The 22,228-nt window shown below is 65.9% G+C and carries 18 protein-coding genes; 13 read left to right on the plus strand and 5 right to left on the minus strand.

Going from position 1 to position 22,228, the window contains the following annotated elements; translation table 11 throughout:
* Positions 1–43: 43 nt before the first annotated feature.
* Entirely contained in the window at positions 44–1,840 is a 1,797-nt protein-coding gene (gene recQ, locus I603_RS13685) for a DNA helicase RecQ (protein WP_068865797.1), read from the plus strand.
* On the opposite strand, the gene I603_RS14900 is transcribed toward recQ, so the two are convergent.
* Entirely contained in the window at positions 1,837–2,655 is an 819-nt protein-coding gene (locus I603_RS14900; RefSeq protein ID WP_086621780.1) for a hypothetical protein, read from the minus strand. The genes recQ and I603_RS14900 overlap by 4 nt on opposite strands.
* Before the next feature lie 58 nt (positions 2,656–2,713).
* Positions 2,714–4,204: a YifB family Mg chelatase-like AAA ATPase gene (locus tag I603_RS13695; protein ID WP_068865798.1), complete on the minus strand. Its 1,491-nt coding sequence runs from the start codon at positions 4,202–4,204 to the stop codon at positions 2,714–2,716.
* A 141-nt stretch (positions 4,205–4,345) separates the two neighbouring features.
* Between I603_RS13695 and I603_RS14615 the strand changes: the two genes are divergently transcribed.
* From I603_RS14615 to I603_RS13730, 7 genes are all read left to right on the plus strand, one after another.
* Positions 4,346–5,374, plus strand: coding sequence for a hypothetical protein (locus I603_RS14615; RefSeq protein ID WP_068865799.1), 1,029 nt, complete (start codon positions 4,346–4,348; stop codon positions 5,372–5,374).
* A gap of 90 nt (positions 5,375–5,464) precedes the next feature.
* Positions 5,465–5,599: a 50S ribosomal protein L34 gene (rpmH, locus tag I603_RS13705; protein ID WP_057884309.1), complete on the plus strand. Its 135-nt coding sequence runs from the start codon at positions 5,465–5,467 to the stop codon at positions 5,597–5,599.
* Positions 5,600–5,749: 150 nt separating this feature from the next.
* A complete protein-coding gene (rnpA, locus tag I603_RS13710; RefSeq protein WP_068865800.1) occupies positions 5,750–6,139 on the plus strand; it encodes a ribonuclease P protein component in 390 nt (129 codons plus the stop codon).
* Positions 6,136–6,345 (plus strand): membrane protein insertion efficiency factor YidD, encoded by a 210-nt coding sequence (gene yidD / locus I603_RS13715; RefSeq protein WP_068865801.1) that lies wholly within the window; start codon positions 6,136–6,138, stop codon positions 6,343–6,345. Before rnpA ends, yidD begins: the two co-directional genes overlap by 4 nt.
* Positions 6,346–6,411: 66 nt before the next feature.
* Positions 6,412–8,151, plus strand: a complete 1,740-nt coding sequence (gene yidC, locus I603_RS13720) for a membrane protein insertase YidC (RefSeq protein ID WP_198157262.1) — start codon at positions 6,412–6,414, stop codon at positions 8,149–8,151.
* A gap of 4 nt (positions 8,152–8,155) precedes the next feature.
* Positions 8,156–8,848, plus strand: coding sequence for a ribosome biogenesis GTP-binding protein YihA/YsxC (yihA, locus tag I603_RS13725; protein WP_068865802.1), 693 nt, complete (start codon positions 8,156–8,158; stop codon positions 8,846–8,848).
* A 109-nt stretch (positions 8,849–8,957) separates the two neighbouring features.
* On the plus strand, positions 8,958–9,683 hold the full coding sequence (locus I603_RS13730) for a hypothetical protein (RefSeq protein ID WP_143736700.1): 726 nt from the start codon (positions 8,958–8,960) through the stop codon (positions 9,681–9,683).
* Positions 9,684–9,731: 48 nt separating this feature from the next.
* Here I603_RS13730 and I603_RS13735 read toward each other — a convergent pair whose 3' ends face one another.
* On the minus strand, positions 9,732–12,035 hold the full coding sequence (locus I603_RS13735; RefSeq protein WP_068865804.1) for a DUF305 domain-containing protein: 2,304 nt from the start codon (positions 12,033–12,035) through the stop codon (positions 9,732–9,734).
* Positions 12,036–12,312: 277 nt separating this feature from the next.
* Here I603_RS13735 and I603_RS13740 point away from each other — a divergent pair, with 277 nt between their 5' ends.
* A complete protein-coding gene (locus tag I603_RS13740; RefSeq protein ID WP_068865805.1) occupies positions 12,313–13,359 on the plus strand; it encodes a serine hydrolase in 1,047 nt (348 codons plus the stop codon).
* Positions 13,360–13,472: 113 nt separating this feature from the next.
* Here the strand turns inward: I603_RS13740 and I603_RS13745 are convergent, their stop codons facing one another.
* Positions 13,473–13,760: a hypothetical protein gene (locus tag I603_RS13745; RefSeq protein WP_068865806.1), complete on the minus strand. Its 288-nt coding sequence runs from the start codon at positions 13,758–13,760 to the stop codon at positions 13,473–13,475.
* Positions 13,761–14,019: 259 nt separating this feature from the next.
* On the opposite strand from I603_RS13745, the gene polA reads away from it, so the two are divergent.
* Positions 14,020–16,875 carry a DNA polymerase I gene (gene polA / locus I603_RS13750; protein WP_068865807.1) on the plus strand — a complete coding sequence of 952 codons (2,856 nt, stop codon included), beginning with the start codon at positions 14,020–14,022 and terminating at the stop codon, positions 16,873–16,875.
* 120 nt (positions 16,876–16,995) lie between these two features.
* Here the strand turns inward: polA and I603_RS13755 are convergent, their stop codons facing one another.
* On the minus strand, positions 16,996–19,302 hold the full coding sequence (locus tag I603_RS13755) for a CDC48 family AAA ATPase (protein WP_068865808.1): 2,307 nt from the start codon (positions 19,300–19,302) through the stop codon (positions 16,996–16,998).
* 524 nt (positions 19,303–19,826) lie between these two features.
* On the opposite strand from I603_RS13755, the gene I603_RS13760 reads away from it, so the two are divergent.
* The 3 genes from I603_RS13760 (at position 19,827) to I603_RS13770 (ending at position 22,227) form a co-directional block, all read left to right on the plus strand.
* Positions 19,827–20,549 (plus strand): CoA transferase subunit A, encoded by a 723-nt coding sequence (locus tag I603_RS13760; RefSeq protein ID WP_068865809.1) that lies wholly within the window; start codon positions 19,827–19,829, stop codon positions 20,547–20,549.
* Between the two features lie 437 nt (positions 20,550–20,986).
* Positions 20,987–21,565, plus strand: a complete 579-nt coding sequence (locus tag I603_RS13765) for a ubiquitin-like domain-containing protein (RefSeq protein ID WP_143736699.1) — start codon at positions 20,987–20,989, stop codon at positions 21,563–21,565.
* Positions 21,562–22,227: a CoA transferase subunit B gene (locus tag I603_RS13770; RefSeq protein WP_068865811.1), complete on the plus strand. Its 666-nt coding sequence runs from the start codon at positions 21,562–21,564 to the stop codon at positions 22,225–22,227. The genes I603_RS13765 and I603_RS13770 overlap by 4 nt, the downstream gene beginning before the upstream one ends.
* Position 22,228: the final 1 nt, after the last annotated feature.

The following is a 22,228-nucleotide window of genomic DNA, read 5'->3' on the forward strand; positions in this document are numbered from 1 at the left end:
CGCGCGGGTGCCCATGCCCCACCCGATCGGCTAGGGCGCGGCCATGAGCCTTGCTGCACTCTCCGAATGTCGCGAAATCCTGCGCCGCACCTTCGGCTATGCAGGTTTTCGCGGCCAGCAGGAAACGGTGATCGCGCGGGTGATGCGCGGTGCGCACACGCTGGCGCTGATGCCGACGGGGGCAGGCAAGAGCCTGTGCTACCAGATCCCCGCCCTTGCGCGGCCCGGCACCGCCATCGTCATCTCGCCACTGATCGCGCTGATGCACGACCAGATCCGCTCGGCCGGCGCGGCGGGCATCCGCGCCGCCTCGATGAGCTCGGCCGACAGCGACAACGCCGCCACCGCGCGGGCCTTGTGCGAGGGCGAGCTCGATCTCCTATACGTTGCGCCCGAACGGGCTTCCACGCCGGGCTTCCAGAAACTGCTGGAACGCATCGAGATCGCGCTGTTCGCAATCGACGAGGCGCATTGCGTCTCCGAATGGGGGCATGATTTCCGCCCCGATTACCGGATGCTGCGGCCGGTGCTGGATCGCTTCCCGGAGGTGCCGCGTCTCGCGCTCACCGCCACCGCCGACCAGGCGACGCGGGCCGACATCCTCAAGCAGCTCGGCATTCCCCAAGACGGCCTGATCGTCGCCGGGTTTGACCGCCCGAACATCCGCTACGCAATCACGCCGAGGGATTCGGGCGCGCGCCAGATCGTCGACCTGCTCCGGCGGCTCGAGGGCGCGGGCATCGTCTACGCGCCCAGCCGCAAGCAAGCCGAAGACCTCGCTGCCCAGATCGCCCGCTCGGGGCGCGAGGCAGCGTTCTACCACGCCGGGCTAGAACCGGAGCGCCGCGCGCGGGTGCAGGCCGAATTCGTCGCGTCCGAAAACATGGTGATGGTCGCCACCATCGCTTTCGGCATGGGGATCGACAAGCCCGACGTGCGCTTCGTGATCCACGCCGGCCTGCCCAAATCGATCGAGGCCTATTACCAGGAAACCGGGCGCGCGGGACGCGACGGCGATCCGGCCGAAGCGCATCTGTTGTGGGGGGTGAGCGATTTTTCGCGCGCGCGGCAGTGGCTTTCCGAAGTCGAGCCCGAACGCCTGGCCGCAGAACAGGCGCGCCTCAATGCGCTCGCCGCGCTGGTCGAGGCACCGACCTGCCGCCGGGCGATCCTGCTCGGGCATTTCGGCGAACAGCCGCCCGAGGCCTGCGGCAATTGCGACAATTGCGAAACCCCGCCGCAGGTGATCGACGCCAGCGAGCTGGCAAGGAAGCTCCTCTCGGCAGTCTATCGCACGGGACAGAGCTTCGGGATCGGCCATGTCGAGAAGGTGCTGACCGGCCGAAGCGACGAGCGCGTGACCGGTCGCGGGCATGATGCGCTCTCCGTGTTCGGAATCGTCGGGAGGACGGAAGCCGCCCTGCTGCGCCCGCTCGCCCGGACGCTGGTAGCACGCGGCGTCCTCGCGGCGACCGAGCATGGCGGGCTGATGCTGGGACCGGATGCGCGCGCGGTGTTGAGGGGGGAAGTCGGCGTGACGATGACCGAGCCGCCGCAAAGGCGCGAGCGCCGCAGCAGGCGTGGGCGCAATGAAGCCGGCGCGCCGAACCCGGTCGGCAATCCGCTGTTCGAGGCGCTGCGCGCCAAACGAAAGGCACTCGCTGCCGAACAGGGTGTGCCGGCCTATGTCATCTTCCATGACTCGGTGCTGCGCGACATGGCGCACCAGTGTCCCGAAACGCTCGCCGAACTGGGCACGATTTCCGGTGTCGGCGCCAGGAAGCTGGAGACCTGGGGCCCGGATTTCATCGCCGTGGTGCGCGAACACCTGAAAGCTTAGCGCGGGCTGCGGCTCTGCAGGTAGTCGATCCTGATCCGTACCCAGCTGCCGAACTGTTCGCGCCCGCCGATCCGTGCCGGACGGACCCGGAATTGCCACGCCGCGGCCATCACCGCACGGCCGATCTGCGAGCGCGGCGGAAACTCGGAGAGCAATTCGCAGTCCTCGACGTAATAGCCTTCAACGGTCTTGCAGGCGATCAGCGCGTAGCCCGGACCAGCGGCGGTGGAGAGATAACCCGCCAGCTCCTGCCGCGTGGGCTCGCGATACCAGCGCGCGGCATACAGCGGCTCGCCATTGGGCGCGGTCCCGACCCGCTCGCTGTCCATACTCGTGCGCGGCGGGCCGGTGTCGGCGGGGCCATAGGTGCGGCCCGGATTGATGCGCGCGCCGATGGTCGGCGAAGGGCGCGGGGCGGGCTGCTCCACCGGTGGCGGCGCAGGCGGAGGCGGAGCAGGGGTCGGGTTCGACACCAGGGGCGGCGGCGGACGGACCGGCTCGGGCAAATCGGGCTGGACTGGCTGTTCGGGCTGCGGCTCGACCGGGGGCGTGGCGCTATCAGGCGCAGCTTCGGCAGGCTGTTCGGGTTCCGGCTCGGCTTCGGGTGCGAAATCGACCGCGGCGAATTCGGTGACGGTTTCAGCCCCCTCCTCGACCCCCGCGATGCGCGCACCCAAGGTGAACAGCAGCGCCACGATCAGCGCCTCGATGACCAGCGCGATCGCAAGGCTGGCCCAGCGCTGGCGCGACCGCCCGTCCCAGCGCGCGCCGGGGCGGCCTGCCACCAGTTCTGAAGGATCCTCGGAAATCGCCACGCGCGCCCTTGCTTCGGCCGCGTTCGGTGGGAGGGGGTGCGCGGCCTTGCGCGCCCTCTTAACCCGTCATCAGGCGATAGGATAGCGCCTCGGCAATATGTGCGCGGCCCACGGTTTCGGCGCGGGCGAGGTCGGCGATCGTGCGCGCGACGCGCAGCATCCGGGTGTAGCCGCGCGCCGACAGGCGCAACTTCTCGGCCGCCTGCATCAGCAACTTGCGTCCGGCCTCGTCGGGCGTGGCGAAGGCTTCAAGCGCCTCGCCCTCAAGCTCGGCGTTGGAGCGCACGCCCCGCGCGGTCTGGCAGGAACGGGCGACGGCGACGCGGGCAGCCACCTCGGCGCTGCCCTCTGCCGGCGGAGGCAGCGCCATGTCCATCGCGCTGACCGCGCCGACGTGCACATGCAGGTCGATCCGGTCGAGCAGCGGGCCCGAAAGCCGCGCCTGATAATCGCCCACGCAGCGCGGATACTTGTTGCAGTTCCTCGCCGGATCGCCTGCATATCCGCAGCGGCAGGGGTTCATCGCGGCGATCAGCTGCACCCGTGCTGGGAAGGTGACATGGGCATTGGCGCGGGCGACATCGACCTGCCCGGTCTCCAGCGGCTGGCGCAACGAATCGAGCACCGGGCGCTGGAATTCGGGCAGTTCGTCGAGGAACAGCACGCCCAGATGCGCGAGACTGACCTCGCCCGGGCGCACCTTCAGCCCGCCGCCAGTGAGCGCGGCCATGCTGGCCGAATGGTGCGGCGCGCGGAACGGGCGGGCGCGGCTGATGCGCCCTGCTTCCAGTGTCCCCGCGACCGATTGCACCATCGACACCTCGAGCGCCTCGGCGGGGGTCAGGTCGGGCAGGATGCCGGGCAGGCAGCTTGCCATCAGGCTCTTGCCCGATCCCGGCGGGCCGACCATCAGCAGATTGTGGCCGCCGGCCGCCGCGATCTCGAGCGCGCGCTTGGCGGTCTCCTGCCCCTTGACCTGGCGAAGGTCGTTGCCGCCGGCCGCATCGGCCACCGCACCGCGCTGCGGCTGCTCCAGAACGAGGCTGCCCTTGAGGTGCCCCAGCAGGCTCACCAGATCGCGCGGGGCGAGCACCGGCACCCCGCTCGCCCAGCGCGCCTCGGGCCCCTGCTCGGCAGGGCAGATCAGGCCCGTCCCCGCCTCGCTGGCATGAAGCGCGGCGATCAGCACGCCGGGGCTGGCGACAATGCGTCCGTCGAGCGCCAACTCGCCCACCGCAATCCAGTCCTCCAGCTGCTCGGCGTCGGTCACCCCCATCGCCGCCAGCAGCGCAAGCGCGATCGGCAGGTCGTAATGCGACCCGTCCTTGGGCAGGTCGGCAGGCGAGAGGTTCACCGTGATCCGCTTGGGCGGCAAGGCAAGGCCCATCGCGGCCAGCGCTGCCTGCACCCGCTCGCGGCTTTCGCTTACCGCCTTGTCGGGCAGGCCGACGACGGTGAATTTCGGCATTCCGGGCGCGACCTGGCACTGTACCTCGACACCGCGCGCCTCGAGCCCGAGATAGGCAACCGTCCTTACCAGCGCGACCATCTGCACCCCCCAGCCCGCCTCTGACCCGTGATTGTGCAGGCTTAAGAGAGACTTGTCGAGCACCTTGGGAGGGACGCTAAGGGTTTTCTAAAGGATAAATCTTGGCAAAATCGGAAGGCGCCACGGGCGATTGTCGCGGGCATGAACCGCGCCCTTGCCTTTCTGCTTGCCGCCTTCGCGCTGCTGCTGCCCGCCGCGCCCGTTCTGGCGCAGTCGGGGGCGCGGGTGGTGGCGAGCGTCAGCTGGGTCGAGGAATGGGATCCGGCCACCGGCGAGTGGGTGCGGGTGGAAGAGACCCGCGCTGCTATCGTTCCTGCCGCAGGCCAGACCGTCACGACCTTGGTGACCCGCGCTGGCGGTGCGACGATCACCGAAACCGTGATCGAGGAGCCGGTGCGCTTCATCGCCCGTCCTTCGCGCATCGTCGGAGGGGGGCAACGACTGGCACAATACGGCCCGTTCCGCGTGCTCGACGGCAAGCGCGCCGCGCTGGTCGGTTCGACCGATGCGGGCAGCCCGTCCGACTTTGCCGCGATGCTGGCGGCCTATCCCGATCTGGAAATGATCGAGTTTCTCGATGCGCCCGGTACCAGCAATGACCTTGCCAACCTCGCGGTCGGCCGGGCGATCCGCGCCGCCGGGCTGGCGACCCATGTGCCGCAGGGCGGCTCGGCGCGGTCGGGCGCGGTGGAGCTGTTCCTTGCCGGAACCCGCCGCAGCATGGACCCGGGCGCGCTGTTCGCAGTCCATTCCTGGCGCGACGAGGCCGGGCGGGAGCCTGCCGACTTTGCCCCGGATGCGCCGGAAAACCGTCTCTATCTCGATTATTACGCCGAAATGGGCATGACCGAGGACGAGGCGCGCGCCTTCTACGCCATGACCAATTCGGTGCCCCACGCTGCGGCGCTGTGGCTTAGGGGTAGCGAGATGACGCGCTGGATCGCTCCTGATGCTGGCGTCGTAGATTTCGGGCGCAGCCGCACGCTCCCGACGCTTCCCATACCGGCGCTGCTGACAGCCTCGGCTGGCACAAATGCGCTGGGAGCGCGCGTGCAGGCCTCGTTTGTGATTGCACTGGCGGACGCATGGCGTGCCGCCCCGCCCTGTCTCGCCTATGCCGATCCCGACGCCGATCCCGGCGTTGCCCCGCTGGCGCTGCTTGACTCGTGAAAGGCTTTCCCATAAGCGCGCCTGCCTGACCCCGGCTGCCTTCACGGTGGCCGCGTGCCGGACTGCCGGCTCCAGCTTTTCGAGGATGATATGAAGCGTACCTTCCAGCCCAGCAATCTCGTGCGCGCCCGTCGCCACGGTTTCTTCGCGCGCAAGGCGACCCCCGGTGGCCGCAAGGTGCTTCGCGCCCGCCGCGCCCGCGGCCGCAAGAAGCTCTGCGCTTAACTTTCTGGCGCCCTCAGGCGCCGGGCGCGGGCCGTCCGGCCCGCTTGGCTTCCGCGGCAAAGGCCGCGACGCGCGTTCGCGCTTGCGGGCTCCCTCTGGGAGCCCGTTGACTTTCGTCGCCTCACCTGATGGCCTATTGGCGACATCATCATGATCTCCGTCCTGACCAAGCGCGCGGATTTTCTTGCCGCCAATGCGGGCCTGCGCAACGCGCGCGCCGGGTTTGTGCTGCTGACCCGTCCGAACGACGGGCAAGGCATGCGCTACGGGATCACTGTGACCAAGAAGATCGGCAATGCGGTGGTGCGCAACCGCATGAAGCGGCGCTTTCGCGAATTGCTGCGCGCCGCATTGCCCCAACACGGCCTGCCCGATCACGATCACGTGCTGATCGGGCGTGCGGGCGGGGTGGAGCGCGACTTTCACCTGATGAGCGAGGAGCTCGCCAAGGCGCTCGAACGGGCGCGCGAGGGGCGCGGCGATCCGGCCGGCGGCCGCCGTCCCCGCAAGGGCGACCGGCGCGGGGGCCGGCGCAAATGAAGCATCTTCTCATCCTCATCGCGCGGTTCTGGCAGATCGGCCCGTCGCGCCTCCTGCCGCCAACCTGCCGTTATTCCCCGTCGTGCAGCCAATATGCCATCGAGGCGATCGGCAAGTATGGTGCCATCAAGGGTGGATGGATGGCCACGAAGCGGCTAATGCGCTGCCACCCTTGGGGCGGACACGGGCATGACCCGGTTCCCTGAGGGGTTTAAACGGGACCGTCTTAACCCCATAACACAGCTAACATCGCATTCTTTCGGGGCTTGATCTTGGACAATCGCAATTTTCTTCTCGCTGTCGTGCTTTCCGGCCTGCTCATTCTCGGCTGGGATCTGGGCATGCGGTTTTTCTATCCCGAAGCTTCGATCAGCGCGCCGATGGATGCAGCTGAGCCTGTGTCGCAGACCAGCGCGGCGGACGCGCCCGGCACCCCAAAGGGTGCATCCGATCTCGGCGCGGATGCCGGGAAGATGCAGGTCATCAAGCTGAACGATGCGCTCGCCAGCCCTGACCGGGTCGTAATCGACACCCCGCGCATTGCCGGCTCGATCAATCTTGTCGGCGCACGGATCGACGACGTGGTGCTGAAGGACTACCGCCAGACGGTGAAGAAGGATTCCGGTCCGGTGCGCCTGTTCGCGCCGGAAGGCACCCCGGACCAGTATTTCGCCGAATTCGGCTTTGTCACCGGCGGGGTGCGTCAGCCCTCGACCGCGCGCTGGCAGGCTGACGGCGCGAAGCTCACGCCCGAGACCCCTGTCACCCTCACCCGCACCGATGCCGACGGCGTCAGCTATGCGATCCGCCTTTCGGTGGACAAGGATTACATGATCACCGCCGAGCAGAGCGCCACCAATGGCAGCCCGGCGGCGGCCATCATCCAGCCCTTCGCGCTGATCAAGCGCACCGACCGCAACGCGACGCCCGACCAGTTCGTGGCCCATGCCGGCCCGGTCGGGGTGTTCGGCGGGACGCTGTGGGACCCGCATTCCTACGAGGAACTGGCCGAGCTGGGCGGCGAAAAGCCCGAAGGCGCGGCCAGCTGGCTTGGCTTTACCGACCAGTACTGGCTTTCCGCGCTGGTGCCCGGAAAGGGCGAGACGGACAGCGCCGGCTTCCGTTCGCTTGGCGACAGCCTGTTCCGTTCCGATCTCATCTACGCCGCGCAGACCGTCCCGACGGCAGGCAGCCTGAGCCAGCAGACCCGCCTCTATGCCGGGGCCAAGGATAGCGAGATCCTCGACAGTTACGAGGACAGCGGCATCACCTATTTCGGCAAGGCCATCAGCTGGGGCTGGTTCGAGATCATCGAAAAGCCGATCCTGTGGCTGCTGCGCACGCTCAACGGTCTGGTCGGCAATTTCGGTGTGGCGATCATCCTGCTCACCGTGATCATCCGCGGGGCCATGTTCCCGATTGCGCAGAAGCAGTTCGCCAGCATGGCCGCGATGAAGGCCATCCAGCCGAAGATGAAGGAGATCCAGGAACGCTTCAAGGACGACAAGCAGCGCCAGCAGCAGGAGATCATGAAGCTCTACAAGGACGAGAAGGTGAACCCGCTGGCGGGCTGTCTGCCGCTCGTGCTGCAGATCCCGATCTTCTTCGCGCTCTACAAGGTGCTGGTGCTGGCGATCGAGATGCGTCACGAGCCGTTCTTCGCCTGGATCCGCGACCTTTCCGCCCCCGATCCGGCGCATATCCTCAACCTGTTCGGGATGCTGCCTTACGATGTGCCGGGCTTCCTTGCCATCGGTCCGCTGGCGATCCTGCTCGGCGTGACAATGTGGCTGACCTTCAAGCTCAACCCCACGGCGATGGACCCGGTGCAGCAGCAGATGTTCGCGATCATGCCGTGGATCCTGATGTTCGTGATGGCGCCCTTTGCCGCCGGCCTGCTGCTTTACTGGGTGACCTCGAACATCCTCACGCTGGCGCAGCAGAGCTATCTCTATTCCAAGCACCCGCAGCTGAGAGCCGCGGCGGCGAAGGAAAAGGCAGCGAAGGGTTAGGCGCGTGAGCGATCCGGAAGACCAGGCCGCGCTCGAGGAAGCGGCATCGAAGCTGTTTTCCGGGCCGGTGGACTTCCTGCTGTCCGCCCCGCAGCTCAAATTCCTGCCCGATCCGGTGGTGCCGGAGATTGCCTTCTGCGGGCGCTCGAACGTCGGCAAGTCATCGCTGCTCAACGCGCTTACGGGCCGCAAGGCGATTGCCCGCGCCTCGGTCACGCCGGGGCGCACGCAGGAACTGAATTTCTTCGATGTGGGCAGGCCAAGGGACGAGAGCGTGGAGGACGGTGCGCTGCCGCTGTTCCGGTTGGTCGACATGCCCGGCTACGGCTTTGCCAAGGCCCCGCTGAAGGTGGTCGAGAAGTGGAAGGCGCTGGTCAATTCCTACCTGCGCGGGCGGCAGGTGCTTTCGCGCACGCTGGTGCTGGTCGACAGCCGCCACGGGCTGAAAGAGGTCGACCGGGCGATGATGAAGATGCTCGATGAAGCCGCCGTCGGCTACCGCATCGTGCTGACCAAGACCGACAAGATCAAGGCCAGCGAACTCGCCGCCGTGACCGAACGCACCATTGCCGAAGCGCGCAAGCATGTCGCCGCGCACCCGGAAATCCACCAGACCAGCGCGGAAAAGGGCATGGGCATTGAGCGCTTGCGCGCCGCCGTGGTGGCCGACGCGCTGGGCGAAGACTGGACGGGCTAGCGCGCCGGGGTTTCGCGGGCTCAGCCGCATAACATCCTGATCGCACTGGCTTACTCTTAAGCGACGGTTCAGCTTCCGGGAATTACGCCTGCTCCAAAGGAGAGGTGAGGTGCACAGGCGTATCCTGCAAAGGTGGCCATTCTTGCTCGCCGGCGCGATGGTGGCGGCATTGCCCGTTTCGCTTCCGGCCGCCGCGGAAACGCGCGAAGCTTATCTCGAAAGTCTCCGGATGATCTGCGCGCCGGGCTGCAAGGGGCCGCGCGACCTGCTGCGCAGCGCCCGCAAGGAAGGGCGTGGCGGCGATCAGGATATCGCCGGGATCATCGACGTTGCCGATGTCTCGATGTGGAATGGCAAATACATGCTGCATTCCGACATTCCCGATGCACTTTTCGGCCCGCGCGCCGGATCGCAGACCCCGCTGAGCCTGCAACCGCTCACCGAACCGAACATCATTGTGATCGAGATGGATGAGGCGACCTTCTTCAACCTGCTGAACGTGCCGACCCCGCAGGAACAGGCCGCGATGCAGGCCGAGTCGGAACGCAATGGCGGGATTGTGGTCGAGCGTGACCGCAGGCGCAACCTTACCAAACCCACGCTTGCCACCCTTCGCACCATGTTCCGCAATCGCCGCGTCGTGGTGCGCGGCAAGCCGCGGCTTGAGGCAGTATTCGTCGGAGCGCGCCGCGATTTCCGGCGCAAGAAGCTGTTCATCGAACTGGATGATGCGGGCGACCTCGCCTTCCTGCCGCGCTACGACAGGAACGGAGAGCCGATTTTCGACGGCCCGCTCGAAGGGCTGCGCACAGCCTACGCGGCCACCGGCCACTAAGCCTCTATCCCCGGCAAGACGCGGGAGGGCGCAGCCCCCCCGCCCCGGTTATCCGCCCTTGCGGCTCGCTTCGGCGGCTTCGATCGCGGCGCTGTCCCAGGTCACCTCGGTCTGGGTCTGCGGGTTGAACCGACCGCCCTCATACCGCGCCGCGCCTGCTGCCGCGATCTCGGCCTCGGTCAGGAACTCGCTCGGTTCGAGCTTGAACACGTCGATCCCGCGGGTGATCTCGGTCCCGTAGATGTGGCCCCTGTACCAGTAGACCGACCAGTAACCGCCAAGCACCAGCTGCTTGTCGTCAATCGGCCCGCGATCGAAGAAGGCGATTTCCCTGGGGTTGTCGCTGTCGGTGAAGTCCATCACCGATAGCCCGCCCTGATACCAGGCTTGCGCGAACAGGTCGCGGCCCGGCACCGGAATGATCGAACCATTGTGGGCGACGCAGTTCTCCATGTCGCTCTGCGGCCCGGGCAGCTTGTAGTGCGCACGGAACTTCAGCTTGCCGTCGACCACATCATACACCGCGTTGGCGCCCCAGGTCTTGGGGTCGGAGGCCTTGCAGCGCGGCCGCCCGCCGCCGCCCCATTCGTCGGTGAAGATCACCTTGGTGCCGTCATTGTTGAAGGTGGCCGAGTGCCAGTAGGCAAAGGTCGTGTCGGTCACCGCGTCGATACGCTTCGGGTTCAGCGGATCGCGGATGTCGAACAGGATGCCGTTGCCCGAACAGGCGCCCGCCGCGATGCCCTTGGACGGGAACACGGTGATGTCGTGGCAGTGATCGGTCGTGGCGGTGCGCTGCGTGCCCTCGCCATGATCGCCGCCGCGCCACAGACCGGCGATCTCGCCCGTCTCGGTGTCGGCGAAGACGCGCGGGCTCTTGACGATGCGCGCCTTGGAGGGATCGGAGACTGGGATCTCGATCACGTCGACCGAGAACAGCGCGGTGCGGGTGTCGCCCGGAATTTCGCCGATGCACCCCGCGAGCTCCTCTTCCTCGCGGATGCCTGCGGTGCCGGAATTGTAGACGATGATGCGTGTGTCATCGGCGCTGACGATCGAATGGGTGTGGCTGCCCCGGCAGGTCTGCACCCCGCCGACCTGGCGCGGGCGCGTCAGGTCGGAAATGTCGAAGATGCGCAAGCCCCGGAAGCGGTCCTCGCTGACCTTGCCGTCAACGCCCTGCAATCCGCAGTCCACGCGCCCGCGGGTCTGCTCGACGCTCATCACGAGGATATTGCCGACCACCGAGACATCGCCTTGCCCGCCCGGACACACGACCGAGCTCATCAGGTTGGGCACGCCGTCCGCGCCCAGCTTGTAGATGTTGAAGCCGTGATAGCTGCCGGCCACAAGCACATCGTCGAAGAACGCCATGTCGGTATTGGCGAAGTCGAGCAGGGGCGAGCGCTCGGCGAACTGGGTGAGGCTTTCTTCCTCGCCGCGCTCGGGCGTTTCGCTTTCGGCGCCCTCTGCTTCAGGGGCGGCTTCAGCTTCGGGCTTGGCTTCGGCCTTGACGTCGGCCTTGGCCTTTTCGTCCTTCTTTTTTTCATCCTCGCGCGGCGGGACCGGCGGACGAAGATCGGCGGGATTGTCGGGATTGAAGAAACCTGCAGGCTTGCGCAGGCTGGCGACCTTCGTGAGATTGAAGATCGCCTCACCGGCATTGTCGAAGCCCGCAGCCAGTCCCGCGCGCGGATCTTCCGAAAGGCCGGCCAGCAGCACGTCCATGCGCTCGATCTCGCCGGTCTGCTCGTTCTCGATATCGCCGACGAAGCGGTAGAGCACCGGATCGGCCGCGGTGCCGGGCTGGCGCAGCAGCTCCTTCACCATGTCCAGCGCGCCTTCGTGGTGGGCGATCATCAGGGTGAGGAACTGGCGATCGAACTCAACCCCCTTGGCCTGCGCAAGTGCCTTCATCTGATCGGGACTCGCCATTCCGGCCATCATGTGATGCATATGCGCGCCGTGACCCTTCATCTTCGGGTCTTCTGCCGGCTCCCCCCGTTCGGCCAGCCAGCTCTTCATGAAGGCGATTTCATCGGCCTGGCTCGATTCGATGCGTCCGGCGATGTCGACGATTTCCTCGGTATTGGTACGGTCCTTGACCAGCACCGCCATTTCCACCGCCTGCTGGTGGTGGACGATCATGTGCTGCATGAAGGTCACGTCGGCCGGGGCATAGCTTGTCGCGGCGAGTTTGGTCGCTTCCTCGGCGGTAAGCGTGCGGCTGTCCTGCCCCGGCGCGCCCGGCTGGATGATCGGCACGCTCTGGGCCATGGCAATGCCGGAGGCGGAAAGCAGCAATACGGACAGGAAAGCGCCAGAGGCGCGCAAGGCGGATGCGTTGGTCATGATGTCCCTTCTAACCGGATGATAGACAGGCAGACTGCCGCCGCAGGCACGCCAGTCAAGGGGAGGAATGGTGCCTCCGGCCCAATTTCGACCAACCGGCAACGCAATCCGAGCAGCCGCATTGACGCACCATGGATGGCGAGGATGCCGAGTCGGCCCGGTCGTGCCATGCGCACCTTTCGTCGCAGACGGCGAAATGAAGTCTTGCCGCGACGAATCGGGCGTGCGTAGGGTGAGCGTTAAGTCGCCCGCAACCGTGAAGGAGTAACTTCAGGCCATGGCACGCACCCGCCTTTCCGCCCTCGTTACCGGCCTTGTCACCGGCCTCGCCGGGCTGTGCGCAGTCCTTGCCGCACCCGCCGCGGCGCAGACGCAGGAATTGCAGTCGCGCTTCGACGAGGCCTTTGGCACCGAGGTCCGCAAGCCGCAGACCTTCGAGGCGATCTATGCATCGAGCTTCGAACAGCGCATTGCCGAGCTGGCCGAACCGTCGCGCGGGCGGATCGGCGTGGCCGCGATCGACCTTGCCACGGGCGAGGAAGTGATGGTGCTGGGCGACCAGCTGTTCCCGATGGCCTCGACCAGCAAGATCGCGGTCGCGGCGACCTATCTCGAGATGGTGGAGAAGGGGCGCTATTCGCTGACTTCGGAATTCCCGCTGTTGCTCCCGGTCCGTTCGGCCAAGTTCTCCTCGGCCCGCGCGCCGGTGCGACAGGGGCAGTACATGCCCGCGATCGACCTGATCGAGATCATGATCACCCGCTCGTCCAATCCGGCGACCGACGCGCTGCTGGCCGCGGTCGGCGGGCCGGGCGTGGTGACCGACTGGGTGCACTCCCAGGGCATCGAGCAATTCAGCATCAACCGCGATATCGCCACGCTGGTGCGCGATGACGGCGAGCACAATCCGGCCATCCATATCGACCCGCGCGATGCCGCCACCCCGCGCGCCATGGTGCGGCTGCTGGCCGGGCTCTATCGCGGCGAGTTCCTGTCCGACGAAAGCCGCCGCGTGCTGCTGGGCGCGATGAGCCGCACCGTGACCGGCAAGCGCCGGATCGTCGCGCACATGCCGGAAGAGGCCCGGGTAAGCCACAAGACCGGCTCGCTCAGCAACACCTCAAGCGATATCGGCATCATCGAATCGCCTGATGGCCGGGCGATTGCGGTAGCGATTTACGTGACGGGGCAAGGCACCCGTCTTGCCCGCGAGGAGCGCATCGCGGCCATTGCCCGCGCGCTGTATGACGGTTTCGCCGTGCGCGCCCAGCAGCGCGATCCGGCGCGCAACTGGGCCAGCGCCCCCTACGGCAACGGCGGCTGAACCCGCACCGCAAGGTTCAGGACCACACATGACGCAAAAGGAAAGGGCGGCGCCTTGCGGCACCGCCCTTCCTGTTTGACCATCACTGCCTCAGCAGTGCGATCAGATCCGAATTACTCGGCAGCCTTCTCGGCAGCGGCAGCCACGTCAGCGGCGGCGTCAGCAACGGCGTCAGCGCCTTCAGCGGCGGCGTCGGCAGCAGCGGCAGCAGCGTCTTCGGCACCTTCAGCGGCGGCGTCAGCGGCGGCTTCGGCGCCTTCGGCGGCGGCGTCAGCATTGGCTTCGGCGTCGGCAGCCATCGCGTCGACAGCTTCTTCGGTTTCGGTGGCGGTTTCGCCCGAGCAAGCGGCGAGGCCGAGAGCCGAGGTGGCGATGGCAGCAGCCAGAACGATCTTACGCATAGTGATGAAATCCTTTTTCAGCGATTGTCCCGCGTTCCTTAAGGAAGCGCGGCGAAACCGGTATCTGACCCCCGGGTCCGGATCGGGAAATAGTGGCAAGATTGCGGCAGCGCAAGCCAATTAAGGCATTCCAGCCCCAATCTCGCCACTTTTCCGCCACATTTCGTCCGGCATTTGCGGCGGCCCGTCGCGGACGCGCGCCGGTCATCGCGCCGTCAAAGCGGCTACCGCGCCGCGCTGGCGGATGCTAGCAGGCGGCATGGCCGAACCGAAACAGCATCTCTACCTCGTCGACGGATCCTCATACATCTTCCGCGCCTATCACAGGCTGCCACCGCTGACCGATCCGCAGGGCACGCCGGTCGGAGCGGTGTATGGCTATACCACCATGCTGTGGAAGCTCGCCGCCGATCTCGACGAGGCCGACGGGCCGACACATCTTGCGGTGATTCTCGACGCCAGCGGCGTGTCTTTCCGCAACGAGATCTACGATCAATACAAGGCCAACCGGCCCGAACCGCCCGAAGACCTCGTCCCGCAATTCCCGCTGATCCGCGATGCGACCCGCGCCTTCAGCCTGCCCTGCATCGAGGTCGAAGGGCTGGAGGCCGATGACCTGATCGCGACCTATGCCCGCGAAGCGCAGCGCCAGGGCTGGGACGTGACCATCGTCTCGTCCGACAAGGACCTGATGCAGCTCATCAGCGAGGTGGACGGCCCGAACGGCCCGGCACGCATCGACATGCTCGACACAATGAAGAACCAGCGCATCTGGCTTCCGGAAGTCGAGGAAAAGTTCGGCGTCGGCCCCGAACTAGTCGGCGATGTGCTGGCGCTGATGGGCGACAGCGTGGACAATGTGCCGGGCATTTTCGGGATCGGGCCCAAGACCGCTTCCAAGCTGATCGCCGAACACGGCTCGCTCACCGCCGCGCTCGATGCGGCGCCGGAGATGAAGCCGTCCAAGCTGAAGGAGCGCCTGATCGAAGGGCGCGGCGATGCCGAGCTGTCGAAAATTCTCGTGACGCTCAAGGAGGACTGCGACCTGCCGCAGCCGCTGGAGGAGATGAAGCTCGGCCCCGTCCCGCCCGGACCGCTTGCCGCCTTCCTCGAAAAGCACGGCTTTACCTCGCTGCTGAAACGGCTCGAGACCGGCAATGGCAGCCCCGCGCGCAAGACCGATCTCAACCCGCCCAAGGCCGACAAGCCCGGAGCAAACCGCGCAGGGGACGACAGCGCCAACCGCCAGCCGCTGCCCGAAATGCCGCGCATCGATCACGCCGCCTATGCGACCGTCCAGACGCTGGACGCGCTGGAAGAATGGATCGCCCGCGCCCGCGCCGCGCAAGTGGTGGCGGTCGATACCGAGACCACCTCGCTCGATGCGATGCAGGCCGATCTCGTCGGGGTCAGCCTCGCGCTTGCACCCAATGATGCCTGCTATATCCCGCTGGCGCACGGCGGGAACGACATGTTCGCCCAGAAGCCCGAGCAGGTGGACAAGGCGGCGGCGCTTGCCGCGCTCAAGCCGCTGCTGGAGGATGATGCCGTCCTCAAGGTGTTCCAGAACGGCAAGTATGACCTCAACGTGCTGGCGCGCGAAGGGATCGCCGTGGCCCCCATCGAGGATACGATGGTGATCAGCTTCGATCTTGATGCCGGGCGCGGTGAAGATGGCATGGGGGGCGGCCACGGGATGGACGAACTCAGCCAGCGCCATCTCGGCCACACCCCCATCGCCTTCAAGGACGTATGCGGCACCGGCAAGAAGGCGATTTCCTTTGCCGAGGTGCCGCTGGAGGATGCCACCCGCTACGCCGCCGAGGATGCGGATGTGACCTTGCGGCTCTACCGTGTGCTCAAGCCGCGCCTTGCCGAGGAAGGGGGAACGCGCATCTACGAGCGGGTCGACCGCCCTCTGATCCCCGTGGTCGCCCGCATGGAGCGCGAGGGTATCCGCGTCGATCGTGCGCGGCTGGCGAAGCTGTCGGAGGAATTCGCCGTCGAGATCGGACGGCTCGAAGGGGAAGTCCACGCCGCTGCCGGACAGGAATTCACTGTCGGCAGCCCCAAGCAGCTGGGCGAGATCCTGTTCGACAAACTGGGTTACAAGGGCGGGAAGAAGGGCAAGAGCGGGCAATATTCGACCGATGTCTCGGTGCTCGAACGGCTTGCAGGCGAAGGCGCGCCGATTGCCAAGCTGGTGCTCGAATGGCGTCAGCTCTCGAAACTCAAATCGACCTATACCGATGCGCTTCAGGCGGCGATCAACCCGGATACCGGGCGGGTGCACACCAGCTATTCGCTGGTCGGTGCGCAGACCGGACGATTGAGTTCGACCGATCCGAACCTCCAGAACATCCCGGTGCGCACGCCGATCGGTCGCCAGATCCGCGAGGCCTTCGTACCCGAGCCGGGCAATGTCCTGCTCGCGGCGGACTATTCGCAGATCGAGCTGCGCCTCGCCGCGCACATGGCCGATGTCGATACGCTGAAACAGGCTTTCGCCCACGGCGAGGACATCCACGCCCGCACCGCGACCGAGATGTTCGGCGAAGTCACCCGCGATACCCGCGCGCGGGCCAAGACGATCAATTTCGCGATCCTCTACGGCATCAGCCGCTGGGGGCTGGCCTCAAGGCTGGAGGTTGAGCCCGACGAAGCCCAGGCGATGATCGACACCTATTTCCAGCGCTTCCCCGGCATCCAGCGCTATATCCACGAGACGCTCGAGAGCGTGCGCGCCAAGGGCTATTCCGAGACGCTGTTCGGCCGCAAGACGTGGTTCCCGCGGATCAATTCGAAGAACCAGGCCGAACGGCAGGGGTCGGAGCGCGCCGCGATCAATGCGCCGATCCAGGGCACCAGCGCCGACATCATCAAGCGCGCGATGGCGCGAATGCTCCCCGCGCTGGCCGAGGCCGGCCTGCATGACGTGCGGATGCTTCTGCAAGTGCACGACGAACTGGTGTTCGAGCTGCCGGAGGAGCGGGTCGAGGCCGCAACGCCGATCATCCGGCAGGTAATGGCCGAGGCCGCGCTGCCTGCGGTGGAACTGTCGGTCCCGCTCGGCGTGGATATCGGCACCGGGCTCAGCTGGGACGCGGCACATTAGGTCGGCCTAGCCCCCGGTTCGACCCCCGCCAGACCGGGTTTGGCGCGGCTTTGCCTTCCCTTTGGAAAGGGTCAGTCGCACCGCCGGTGCCAATGTTTCACGTGGAACATTAGCCGAACATCAATCGTGTTTCTTTTCCCGCGTCGGGGTCAGCATGTCGGGCGACAGGAAGCCGATGGGCTGCACTTCGGCCGCGCGTTTCTTCAATTCGCCGCGCATTTTCTTGTATTCGGACTCCATCGCCTCGGTGACGGTTGCACGCGAATCCTTGAGCGCGGCCTCGAAATCCTCGGCAGAGACCTGTGTGACCTCCCCGCCCACGCGCCGCAGCGCCGAAAGACCCGCGCGGCGCACGAGGTCTTCGAGGTCGGCCCCCGTAAAGCGCTCGGTCTTGCCCGCCAAGGCGCCGAGATCGACATCGTCCGCCAGCGGCATCTTGGCAGTGTGAATGCCGAGAATATGCTCGCGCCCCCCCTTGTCGGGGGTGCCGACATAGACAAGTTCATCGAAACGGCCCGGACGCAGCAGCGCAGGATCGACCAGCGTCGGGCGGTTGGTGGCACCGACCACAACGACCGATTGCAGCTCCTCCAACCCGTCCATTTCGGCAAGGATGGTATTGACCACGCGCCCGGTCACCTGCGGCTCGCCCTGCCCGCTGCCGCGAGCGGGAACCAGCGAATCGATCTCGTCGATGAACACCACGCAAGGCGCGACCGCGCGGGCGCGGGCGAAGAGGCGGGCGATCTGCTGCTCGCTCTCGCCATACCATTTGGAAAGCAGGTCGGAGGACTTCATCGAGATGAAGTTCGCCTCGGCCTCCTTCGCCACCGCCTTCGCCAGCAAGGTCTTGCCGGTGCCGGGCGGGCCATAGAGCAGAAATCCCTTGGCCGGACGGATGCCGAGCCGGCGGAAGGCCTCGGGGTTCTTCAAGGGGAGTTCGATCCCCTCCTTGAGCTTGTCGATGGCCTCGCCCGCCCCGCCGATATCACTCCAGGCGACATTGGGAACCTGCACCATCACCTCGCGCATCGCCGAGGGCTGGACGCGCTTCAGGGCCGCGAGGAAATCGTCGCGGGTCACGCACAGGTCTTCGAGGACTTCGGGCGGGATGGTGCGTTCGTCGAGGTCGAGCCGCGGCATGATCCGCCGCACTGCCTCGATCGCCGCCTCGCGTGAAAGCGCTGCAATATCTGCACCCACAAAGCCGTGGGTGACGCGCGCCAGCTCCCTGAGATCGACCGCCTCTTCCATCGGCATCCCGCGGGTGTGGATCGCCAGGATCTCGCGCCGCCCGCGCTCGTCGGGGACGCCGATCACGATCTCGCGGTCGAAGCGGCCGGGGCGGCGGAGCGCCTCGTCGATGGCATCGGGACGGTTGGTGGCGGCGATGACGACAAGGTTGGCGCGCTGTTCCAGCCCGTCCATTAGCGTCAGCAGCTGGGCGACCAGCCGCTTTTCCGCTTCACCCGTCACCTGCGTGCGCTTTGGCGCGATGGAATCGATCTCGTCGATGAAGATGATCGCGGGGGCCGCACGGGTGGCCTCCTCGAACACTTCGCGCAGGCGCTTTTCGCTTTCGCCATAGCCCGAACCCATGATTTCCGGGCCGTTGATGGTGAAGAATTCGGCATCGCTCTCGTTCGCCACCGCCTGAGCTAGGCGGGTTTTGCCCGTTCCCGGCGGGCCGTGGAGCAGCACGCCCTTGGGCGGCTCGACGCCAAGGCGGATGAACAGCTCGGGATAGCGCAACGGCAGTTCGACCATTTCGCGCAGCGCGCGGATGGTCTCTTCCATCCCGCCGACATCGTCATAGTTCACCGTGGCGCGGGCGTCGCGCGGTTCCTCGAACTCGGCGCGCAGTTCGACCTCGGTGTTCTCGTCAATATGGACGATGCCCTTGGGGCTGGTCGCATGAACGGAAAGCCGAATCTGGGTCAGCGCATAGGCTGGCGCACGCAGCAATTGCCGCACGTCGGGCGGCATGTTCTGCACCGGCTGCTGCCCGGTCGTGGCGACGAGGTCACCCGCTACAAGCGGCTTGCCGAAAAAATTGCGTTTCAATGCCTGGGTCGGCCCCTGCAGGCGCATTTCGCGCTGCGCCGGCGCAAAGACGACACGCGTGGCCGGCCTCGATTCGGCGCGGGCAATCTCGACATGTTCCCCAGACCCGGCCTCGGCATTGCCGCGCTGGAGACCGTCGAGCCGAACGACATCGAGTGCGTCGTCTTCGGGATAGGCGGCCATGGCGATTGCCGCGGTGGTGCGCTTGCCAACGATTTCGACGACATCGCCCTCAGTGATGCCGAGCTTCTGGAAGGCGGTGCGCGGCATGCGGGCGATACCCTGCCCGGATTCCTCCTGTCGCGCAGGGGCGACCTGAAGCCGTACGGTTCCGGCGGGCGCGGCGGTTTCTGCTTCGGCCATGGAAATTCCTGCGCTGGTCTGTTTCTCGAAACTCGCAGGACTAGCTAGGCATGCACCGGTTCTAATGCAATCGGAGAGGGCGCAGGTAGGGGCACGCGCATGGGAATCGAGGCGAAACGGAACGGCGTTCCGAAAGATCGCGTCAGGCAAGAAAAAAGCCCGGCAACGAGTGCCGGGCTTGAAAAGTTTGGGAGAGGATGCCTGAAAGGCCCTTCGCATTTGCAGCAGATTCGCTCTTTGTGCAAGTGCGTAAAGCGCGTAGATGATTGCAAAGTTTGCATCTATTGGCGCTTATTGGTGAGACTTGTAACAAAATTTGCAAAATCTGTGCCTCGGAATGCGGCAATCGCTTAAGTTTTGAGCAGACCGCTGCCGCACATCGATATTGCATTGCAACATGAACGTTGGTTCAAGTTTTGCTTTGCCCGGTGGTGACAGCATCGCCCGAAGGCACTAATCAGACAGCACAATGATCCGGCTTGCAGGATGCTCATGCCGAACAGACCACGAGGCATACAGGCCCGATGACCAAACTCTACCCTGACGCAGCCAGCGCATTGGCAGGCGTACTGAAAAACGAAATGCTGATCGCCGCCGGAGGCTTCGGCCTGTGCGGGATCCCCGAGCGCCTTCTCGACGCAATCCGTGACAGTGGCGTTACCGGTCTTACTTTCGCGAGCAATAATGCAGGGATCGACAACGAAGGCATCGGCAAGCTGTTGCGCACGCGGCAGGTCAAGAAAATGATCAGCTCCTATGTGGGTGAGAACAAGGAGTTCGAGCGGCAATATCTCTCCGGAGAGCTCGAGGTCGAGTTCTGTCCGCAGGGCACGCTCGCAGAGCGCATGCGCGCGGGCGGTGCCGGAATTCCCGGCTTCTACACCCGCACCGGGGTCGGAACAGCAGTTGCCGAAGGCAAGGAGCACAAGGACTTTCCCGATCGCGACGGGGTTATACAGACCTATATCCTCGAACGCGGCATCTTTGCCGACCTGTCGATAATCAAGGCTTGGAAGGCGGACGAGACCGGCAATCTCGTGTTCCGCAAGACCGCGCGTAACTTCAACCTGCCGGCCGCGACCTGCGGCAAGTTCTGTGTTGCCGAGGTCGAGGAGGTGGTGCCTGCGGGTGCGCTCGATCCCGACCAGGTCCACTTGGCAGGCGTATTCGTCAACAGGATCGTCTGCGGCGCGCCGTATGAAAAGAAGATTGAGTTCCGCACCATTCGGGAGAGGGAGACGGCATGATGGATCGAAGGCTTGTCCTTTTGCCCCTGCTGGCATTGGCAGGGACCTCAACTTCGGGTTGTGTCGCGGTGGCGATCCCCGCGCTCGCGGGCGCCGGGATTGTGGGCTCGCGGGTTGATGGTGAAGGGCCAGGGAATGATACGCCTGCTGCGCCCAGTCGACCTGCACAAGAGGCAGCGGCCGCGATCAGACCGGCTCCGGTTCCCGCCCCCCAACCGGCGGCGACCATCACTGCGCCGCCCCCCCAGACCGCGGCGACAAGCCGGACCCCTGCGCCGCCATCTGCTCCCGCTATCACCACAACGGCGCCGCCAGCCCCCGCAACGGTCAGCGCTGGCAGTGGCGCGGCTGCAGTTCCTGTGGCGCCGTCGCCAACACCCAACCCGCTTGGCACATCATCGGCACCCAGCCAGAGGCGCGTCGGCTTCGCACAATTCGTGCGCTACGGGCGCGGAGTGGCGGCGGTCAGTGCGCAATCGACCGGCCCGGTCTCAGCCATGCTGGCCGATCCGGTCGCGCTTGATGGCCAGCGCTCGCGCTGCGAGGCTGGCGCACAGCCTGTGGCCATTATCGACCTTGATCCGAAGGACAGCCTGTTTGCGGCCCCCGCTCGCCCGGAAAAGAATAATGGCCTCATTCTTGGCCTCGCCGTCCTGCGTGAGGCGGGAGTGCAGATCGCCTGGGTTTCGGACCTGCCTGTGGCGCAGATCGGCACGGTGCGGACCGCGCTTGAACAAGCGGGACTCGACCCGCGCGGGGAGGACATCGTCTCGCTCAGCCGCGACCCCGAGGATCGCAAGCAGGCGCGCCGCGTAAACCTCGCCGCCAATTCCTGCGTCATCGCCATCGCAGGCGACGAAAAGGCCGATTTCGACGAACGCTTCAAATATCTGCGCAACCCCGAAGCGGGCTCCGCGCTGGAAGCTGCCATCGGCGATGGATGGTTCCTGATCGAACCGCTGCTGCCCGTCGCATCGCCCGGTCAGGGCGCTCAGGAAGGACAAAAGGCACCATGAGCACGCTTCCGCAAGGCTGGACCCGCGACCAGATGGCGGCCCGCGCCGCGCGCGAACTGAAGGACGGCTACTACGTCAATCTCGGAATCGGCATTCCGACGCTTGTGGCGAACCACATCCCCGAAGGCATGATGGTAACGCTGCAGAGCGAGAACGGGATGCTCGGCATCGGCCCCTTCCCCTATGATGACGAAGTCGATGCAGACCTCATCAACGCAGGCAAGCAGACTATCAGCGAACTGCCGCACTCCGCCTATTTCGACAGCGCGACCAGCTTTTCGATGATCCGTGGCGGGCATATCGATCTTACCGTGCTTGGCGCGATGGAAGTGGCCGAAAACGGGGACATCGCCAACTGGATGATCCCCGGCAAGATGATCAAGGGCATGGGCGGGGCGATGGACCTTGTCGCAGGCGTCAAGAAGATCATCGTGGTCATGGACCACACCGCCAAGGACGGTAGCCCCAAGTTCATCCCCGAATGCACCCTGCCGCTGACCGGCGCGGGGGTGGTGGACATGATCATCACCAACCTGGCAGTGTTCCAGCGCCCCGATCACCAATCGCCCTTCCGCCTGATCGAGCTGGCTCCGGGGGTGGGCGAGGCCGACATCGCCGCCAGCACCACGGCGCATTACGAGGTGGCGCTGGAACACGTCTGAA

The organism is Erythrobacter dokdonensis DSW-74 (assembly GCF_001677335.1).
In the GTDB taxonomy this organism is placed as follows: Bacteria; Pseudomonadota; Alphaproteobacteria; order Sphingomonadales; family Sphingomonadaceae; genus Erythrobacter; species Erythrobacter dokdonensis.